Consider the following 296-nt stretch of genomic DNA (forward strand, 5'->3'; position numbering starts at 1 on the left):
ACCATGTCACATTTGTTCATGAACACAACGATGTAAGGAACGCCAACTTGGCGAGAAAGTAGGATGTGCTCACGAGTTTGTGGCATAGGACCGTCAGTCGCAGCAACTACTAAGATAGCGCCGTCCATTTGAGCAGCACCAGTGATCATGTTTTTAACATAATCGGCGTGTCCAGGACAATCTACGTGTGCGTAGTGACGAGTAGGCGTATCGTACTCAACGTGTGAAGTTGAGATTGTGATACCACGCTCGCGCTCTTCTGGAGCGTTATCGATTGATGCGAAATCTTTAGCAAC

General features: G+C 47.6%; 1 protein-coding gene. It reads right to left on the reverse strand.

Annotation, left to right across the window (positions count from 1 at the left end):
* Window positions 1-296: GTP-binding protein (locus tag AN392_RS18205; RefSeq protein WP_235575609.1), on the reverse strand; the 296-nt coding region annotated here is incomplete at both ends.

The organism is Pseudoalteromonas sp. P1-16-1b (assembly GCF_001401785.1).
Classification (GTDB): domain Bacteria; phylum Pseudomonadota; class Gammaproteobacteria; order Enterobacterales; family Alteromonadaceae; genus Pseudoalteromonas; species Pseudoalteromonas undina.